Origin of the sequence: Variovorax ginsengisoli, from assembly GCF_030811835.1 — a bacterium.
GTDB classification, from domain to species: Bacteria; Pseudomonadota; Gammaproteobacteria; order Burkholderiales; family Burkholderiaceae_C; genus Variovorax; species Variovorax ginsengisoli_C.
The window spans coordinates 260,248-267,038 of sequence record NZ_JAUSRO010000009.1 but is presented as its reverse complement, the minus strand read 5'-3'; the positions used below and the strand labels follow the sequence as shown (position 1 = coordinate 267,038).

6 protein-coding genes are annotated in these 6,791 nt (G+C 64.9%); all 6 read right to left on the bottom strand.

The features are described from left to right. The coding region (locus J2W36_RS15965; RefSeq protein WP_307690733.1) for a CHASE3 domain-containing protein at window positions 1-1,036 on the bottom strand (1,036 nt) is incomplete at its 3' end. A 58-nt stretch (window positions 1,037-1,094) separates the two neighbouring features. Further along, the gene (locus J2W36_RS15960; protein WP_307690732.1) at window positions 1,095-2,759 is read right to left on the bottom strand and encodes a methyl-accepting chemotaxis protein; all 1,665 of its coding nucleotides are present in this window, start codon (window positions 2,757-2,759) and stop codon (window positions 1,095-1,097) included. A gap of 23 nt (window positions 2,760-2,782) precedes the next feature. After that, on the bottom strand, window positions 2,783-4,930 hold the full coding sequence (locus tag J2W36_RS15955; RefSeq protein ID WP_307690731.1) for a chemotaxis protein CheA: 2,148 nt from the start codon (window positions 4,928-4,930) through the stop codon (window positions 2,783-2,785). Next, complete coding sequence (locus J2W36_RS15950) at window positions 4,927-5,238, bottom strand: STAS domain-containing protein (protein ID WP_307690730.1); 312 nt, start codon at window positions 5,236-5,238, stop codon at window positions 4,927-4,929. The genes J2W36_RS15955 and J2W36_RS15950 overlap by 4 nt, the downstream gene beginning before the upstream one ends. Beyond that, a complete protein-coding gene (locus tag J2W36_RS15945) occupies window positions 5,235-5,603 on the bottom strand; it encodes a response regulator (protein WP_307690729.1) in 369 nt (122 codons plus the stop codon). Before J2W36_RS15945 ends, J2W36_RS15950 begins: the two co-directional genes overlap by 4 nt. Window positions 5,604-5,612: 9 nt before the next feature. After that, window positions 5,613-6,770, bottom strand: coding sequence for a methyl-accepting chemotaxis protein (locus J2W36_RS15940; protein ID WP_307690728.1), 1,158 nt, complete (start codon window positions 6,768-6,770; stop codon window positions 5,613-5,615). Window positions 6,771-6,791: the final 21 nt, after the last annotated feature.

The following is a 6,791-nucleotide window of genomic DNA, read 5'->3' as shown; positions in this document are numbered from 1 at the left end:
CGGCCTGCTCGCTCGATGCCTGGCTCAGCGACTGCGCCGTCGCACTCACCTCTTCGGAAGCGCTGGCAATGGACTCCGCGCCGCCGTTGACTTCGACGACGACCATTGACAGCTTCGTCACCGTCGCATTCACATAGTCCTTCATTTCGCCGAAAGAGCCCTCGTATGGCTTGTCGATCGACTGGGTCAGATCGCCCTGGGCCATCGCGCTCATCACGCGCACCACGTCGTTGATGCTGTCGCCGGCGGCCTGGACGGTCTGTTTGACGGTGAAGAGCATGCTGGTCGTATCGCCCGGACGGGTATCGACCTGAACCTTGAAGTCGCCGACCGCGACACGCTGCATGACCTCGGCGGCGTAGGCCGGTTCGCCGCCCAGCACCAGGGTCAGGCTGCGGGCCAGCAGGTAGCCGATGGCTGCTGCCAGCAGGATCGCAATCAGGCTGCCGAAGATCAGCACTGAGTTAGTCCGCGAGTGCAGGGCTTCCGCGTCCTTGCTGCGGATGACCAGCAGGTCCGACTCGGCGGTGCGCAGCTCAGCCAACTTGGCACGCATCCCGTCCATGAGTTGCTTGCCCTTCGCCGCACGGACGCTGGCCACCACCGTCTCGATCGTCGATTGGCCGGCACTCACATTGCGCCGCAGTGCGATCTCGGGTTCAAGGACCTTGTCCACCCAATCCTGCTGCATCGCGATGATTGCGTCCATGCGCTCCTGCTGCTTGGGGTTGTCTGCGGTGAGCGTCTTGACCTGGGTGCTGTGCTTCTTGAACGCTGCGATGCCATTGCGGTAAGGGTCGAGGAACGCGTCGTCCCCGGCCAATGCGAAGCCTCGCTCACCGGTCTCGATGTTGATCAGGCTGTTCAACATCGCGTCGGCTTCGCCCATCACCTCGTACGTGTGAACATTCCATCGGTTCGCGTCGGACAGTTGCCCGAAGTTGTAGTACGCCGTGCTGACGAGCGCCAGCAGCACGAGCAGGATGGACCCGAATCCCAGTGCGAGGCGCGTGACCACCTTCATCTTTGAAAACATGACTATTCCTTGTTGGATGAGTAATTGCGGAACGTGAATGAAGACGTCGGATGCGGCGTCAATAGCGGGCGAAGTGGCTTTCGTCCACGTCCGCCATGTCCGCGCTGGCCAGGGCCAGGCTTGGGGCGGCATTGCTCTTGCGGGCCACCGTCACCGGCTTGGCGGCCTTCGATGTGCTCTTGCTGGGTTGGCGCGCCTGCGCCGTGGCGGCTACGCCAGCGAGCTTAAAGAAGCTCATGGTGCGCTGCAGTTGCTCGGCCTGGCTGCTCATCTCTTCGGCGGTGGCAGCCAGCTCTTCCGAGCTCGTCGCGTTCTGTTGCGTCGTCTGGCTCAGCTGCGTCACCGCCGCGTTGATCTGGCCTACGCCCGAGGACTGCTCTTCGCTCGCCGCCGTGATCTCCTGCACCAGGTCCGACGTCTTCTTGATGCTCGGCACCATCTCGTCGAGCAGCTTGCCTGCACGCTCGGCCAGCTCCACGCTCGACGTGGCCACCGTGCCGATCTCCTGTGCCGCCACCTGGCTGCGCTCGGCCAGCTTGCGCACTTCGGCAGCCACCACCGCGAAGCCCTTGCCGTGTTCGCCGGCGCGTGCGGCCTCGATCGCCGCATTGAGCGCCAGCAGGTTCGTCTGGTAGGCGATGTCGTCGATGATGTTGATCTTCTGGGCGATCTGCTTCATCGCCACCACCGTCGCCTTGACGGCTTCACCGCCTTCGGCCGCCTGTGCCGAAGCCTTGGTTGCCATGCCGTCGGTGATCTTCGAGTTCTCGGTGTTCTGCGAGATCGATGCGGTCATCTGTTCCATGGAGGCACTGGTCTCCTCCACGCCAGCGGCCTGCTCGCTCGAAGCCTGGCTCAGCGATTGCGCCGTCGCACTCACCTCTTCGGAAGCGCTGGCCAGCGACTCGGCACCGCCGTTGACGTCGGTCACCACCTGCGAAAGTTGCTTGACCATGTTCTGCATGGCCTGCAGCAATTGGCCGGTCTCGTCACGTGAGTTGGTCTCGATCGACACGGTCAGGTCACCCTGAGCCAGCCGGTTGGCGGCATCGACGGCGCGGGCCAGCGGCCGTGTCACGCCGCGGCTGATCATGTAGCCCAGCGCGATGCCGATCAGGATGCCGCCGCAGATCACGCCCAGCATCATGCGAAGCCCGCTCTCGTAGAGAGTGACGGTTTCTTCGGCCGCCAACTTTGCTCGCGCCTCTTTTTGCCTGGTCAGCTCGTCGAGGTAGCCGTCCAGCGTATTGGCCTTGGCGCGCACGCTATCCAGCGACTGGCTCAGCAGCTCGTCGCGGCTGGCCAACGTCTTGGCGCTGGCCATCGTCAGCGCCTGCTTCATGTCGCGTTGGTAGTCTTCGGAGACCTTGTCGAACTGAGAGAACAGCTCCTTCGCACGGTCCGACGTGAACAGCGGACGGCCCTTGCTGATGTTCGCCTTCAGCGATTCCGTGCTGGCGGCAATCGATGCCAGGTGCTTGGCGCGCTCGTCTTCCGACGTCGCCAGCAGGAAGTTGCTGCGCGCCCGACCGATCGAGATGAGGTCGATGTTCGCTTCCTTGATGTAGGAGAGGCCCATCAACTCCATGGCGTACATATGGTCCGCCTTCTCGTTCATCTTCGACGCATTCGAGATGCCGATGGCACCCACGATCGCGCTGATGCCCGCGACGATCAGGAAGCCTGCGATCAGCCGCACGCCGATCTTCAGATTTGCAAACATGATGATTCGTCCTTGGTGAAGTTTCAGGATGGCGAGAGAGCACCGGGCCGATCGGCCGGCTTCGCGTTGAGCGTCTGGCGAAGCAGCATGGGCACGTCGAGGATGAGCGCGACTTCGCCGCTGCCCAGGATGCTGGAGCCGCTGATGCCCTCGAGATGCGCGAACATCGGCGCCATGGGCTTGATCACCGTCTGGGCCTCGCCGAGGAGCCGGTCCACGATCAGGCCGAAGCGCTGCGCGCCCTGCTTGACGACCACAATGCTTTGCCGCGCGCTGGGTGCACCCGCCACCTTGAACAGTTCGCGCAGCCGGATGAAAGGCAGCACCTGGCCGCGCAGTTCGGCATAGTCGTGACCCGTTTCCGCCGCGAACTCCACGCATTCCTCGATCACGTCCAGCGGCAGCACGAACACGGCATTGCCGACGGTGACCTGGAAGCCGTTGATGATGGCCAGCGTCAGCGGCAGGCGCACCGTCACGGTGGCGCCCTCGCCTGGCTTGCTGTCGACACTGACCACGCCGCGCAGGGCGGTGATGTTGCGCTTGACCACATCCATGCCGACGCCGCGGCCCGACAGGTTCGTCACCTGCTCGGCCGTCGAGAAACCGGGCTCGAAGATCAGGCCGTAGATTTCGGGATCGCTGAGCTGTTTGCCCGGCTCGACCAGCCCCCGCTCCACCGCCTTGGCCAGAATGCGGTCGCGAGAGAGCCCGCCGCCGTCATCACTCACCTCGATCACGATGCTGCCGGAGTCGTGGTACGCGTTGAGCGTGACCGTGCCGCGCGCAGGCTTGCCGCGTTCGGCGCGCAACGCCGCGTTCTCGATACCGTGGTCCATGCTGTTGCGCACCAGGTGTGTCAGCGGGTCGGCGATCTTCTCGACCACGGTCTTGTCGAGTTCGGTGTCCTCACCATAGATCTCGAGCGCGATGTCCTTGCCTATCTCGCGCGAGACGTCGTGCACCACGCGCTTGAAGCGGTTGAAGGTCGCGCCGATCTTCACCATGCGCAGCTGCAAGGCGCTGTCGCGCACTTCCTGCACCAGGCCCATGAGCGTCGAATGCGCCTCATGCAAGGTGGTGCTCTGCAGGTGGCGACCTGCCACGCTGGCCGTGGCCGATGCCGTGATCAGCTCGCCGACCAGATCGACCAGGCGATCGAGTTTGTCGGCATCGACGCGCACCGACTGCGTCTCGCCGACCTTGGCGTCCTTCGGGGTGCGCTGGCGCGGCGCAGCCGCCTCGGAAGTCGCGGGAACGTCAGCGTCTGGGGCGAGCGGTGCGGCGACGGGCTCGCCCGCAGATGGCGCAGCGGCGACCGTGCCGGTCAGCGCCACATCGAGTGCCGCCTGCGTGAGGCTGCGGCAGTGCACCAGCATCTCGCCCATCTCGCGGGCGCCATCGGTGCCGAGCAGGTCCAGGTAGGCTGCCACGGGGCTGCCAGGCGGCACGATGCGCACAGTGCAGTCGTCCTGCACAAACTCGAAGGCGCCTTCGATGGCCGCGCGGTCCGCGCTGCTGCGCAATGCGAGCTCGAAGCCGAGGTAGCACGACTCCGCATCCATCTCGGCGAGCGCCGGCAACGCGTCGAACACGGTGACGATGGCAGTGACGGTGCCCAGCTTGTTGAGGTAGCGCACGAAGGACAGTGGGTCCATGCCGTTGCGCAGTACCTCGGTGCCGAAGCGCAGCGAGATGTGCCAATGCGCCGGATCGGCGCCGGCGCCGGCTGCCGTTGCGACGGTCTGCGGCGCAGCCACCGGCGCCTGGGCTGGCGCGGTGCCGAGGTGCCGATGCAGTTCCACCAGCAACGGCGCACCGCGCGCATTCATGTCCTCGTCGGCCTCGGTGTGGCCGGCCGCCGCGCCATCGACCAGACTGCCGACGTGGTCGCCGCAGGCCAGCAGCAGCGTGACCATGTCGTCGTCCAGTGGGAGCGCGCCGGCGCGCACCTTGTCGAGCACGCTCTCGGCCACGTGGGCGAACTCCACGATGAAGTCGAGGCCGAACAGGCCGGCCGACCCCTTGATGGTGTGCGCCGCGCGAAAGATCGCGTTGATCGAGTCGGAGGGGTCTTCTTCCTGCAGCACGCCGAGCAGCGCGGTGTCCATGTCTTCGAGCAGTTCCCTGCACTCGACGAAGAAGGTCTGGAGGGCTTCGTCCATGTTCATGCGGGTTCTCCCTGCGGCGAGGCCGCTGTCGCCAGAGCGAAGAAGGATGCGAGATCGAAGAGGTCGAACACCTCGCGCACGGCGTCGCTCGGTGCGCAGAGCGTCACGCTGCTGCCGGTGGCCAGGGCCGCGCGGCGGGTAGCCATCAGCAACTGCACGCCGGCACTGTCGATTTCGGTCACGCCGGCCAGATCGATGTCGAGGCCTTCGGGCGCGTCGGCGAGGGCGGCAAGCAGGCGCGCCTGCAGCGGCGCCGCACCGTAGATGGTGAGTTCACCCTCCAGGTCGATCCGCTGGTGCGCGCTCATGGCAGCACCAGCTTCTCGACGGCCGCCAGCAGCATCGCGGGCTGAAAGGGCTTGACCACCCAGGCCTTGGCACCGGCCGCCTGCCCTTCGCGCTTCTTCGACTCCTGGCTTTCCGTCGTCAGCATGATCACCGGCGTGAACCGGTAGGCCGCCATGGCCTTCACACTCTTGACAAAGGTGATGCCGTCCATGTTGGGCATGTTGACGTCGCTGATGATCAGGTGGACCTTCTGGCCCGTGAGCTTGGTCAGCGCATCTTGGCCGTCCCGCCCTTCGATCACGTTGTAGCCAGCGCCCTTGAGCGCAATACCGACAACCTGACGCACGGAGGCGGAGTCGTCGACGATCAGGATGGTCTTAGCCATGGAAATCCCTCAAAAAAAAGTGATGTCGTCTTGCGGGGCTGTCACTGGCTTGGCGCCGCTCGACGCTTGCCCTTGATGAATCGCGCGTTCGCTGGCCATGGCGTAGGTCGACTCCAGCTCCCCCAGGATGCCGGCAGCGACCAACGGTTCCCGTTCGCCACCTTCGTCGAAGCCACTGGCATGGTCCGATACCACGGCGGGAAGCCGGGTGATGTTGTCCCGAACATGGCCGAGAATCTGGCTGACGCGGTCCTGGAACTGAAGCTGAACCAACGCGTCATTGACCTCGGCCTGGATGTCGCGGCTTTCGTTGCGCAGCAATGAGGTGGAGTCCGCCAGCGACATCGTCAGTCCCCGGAACTGGTCCAACACGTCGCGAATGCGCGCCTCCGAATCGGCAACGATCTGGTTCTCCTGCGAGCGAGCCACGTCCGCCGTACGCCGCACGTCGTCGATGGCGGCGTTGATCGCGCCCGTCTTGCTGGCGATCAGTCTGCCGGTGTCGCCCGACATCAGGGACAGAGCGCGCACCTCCTGGGCCACTTGCGCGAATCCGCGGCCCGATTCCCCCGCATGCGCTGCCTCGATGGCCGCATTGATGGCCAGCAGATTCGTTTGTTGTGCCACTCGCGATACCCCATCGGCCATTTCGTGGAGCTCGGCGACAAAGGCCTGCAGCGCCTGCACTTTGTCCAGCATCAGCGCCTTGCTTTGCATGGCGTCGCGCAACGAAGAGATCACGGCCTGCAACTGCTTCTGGCTCTCGGCATAGAGCGTGGATGCAGCCGTGTCGCTCGCGCCCGCTCCCTGGGGATTCGACGCGCCGAGCATCTCGCCCAGCTTGTGAACGATGCCGGCGAACCGCTCGCTCAACGCCGAGATCGCCGCTTCCATCTGTGTGCGCGATGCCTCGATCTGCCCGGACCAGACAGGGGCGATATCGGCGCTGAACAAGACGTGGTCCGCCACGTAGCGCTTGAATTCCTGCGCGCGGGCCGTGTCTCTTTGGGTCTCGCTCCACCCCGCGTACGCTCCCATCGCGACCAGGAGGACCGCACAGGCCATGGCTGGCCAGCTGGCACCCGCGAACCAGAGACACGCGATGCCACCCAGTACACCGACCCAAGTGGCGGTGAAGCGGTGCGTGATCTTGCGCATGAGGTTCATGTTCTTTCCGGATTCGGTGAC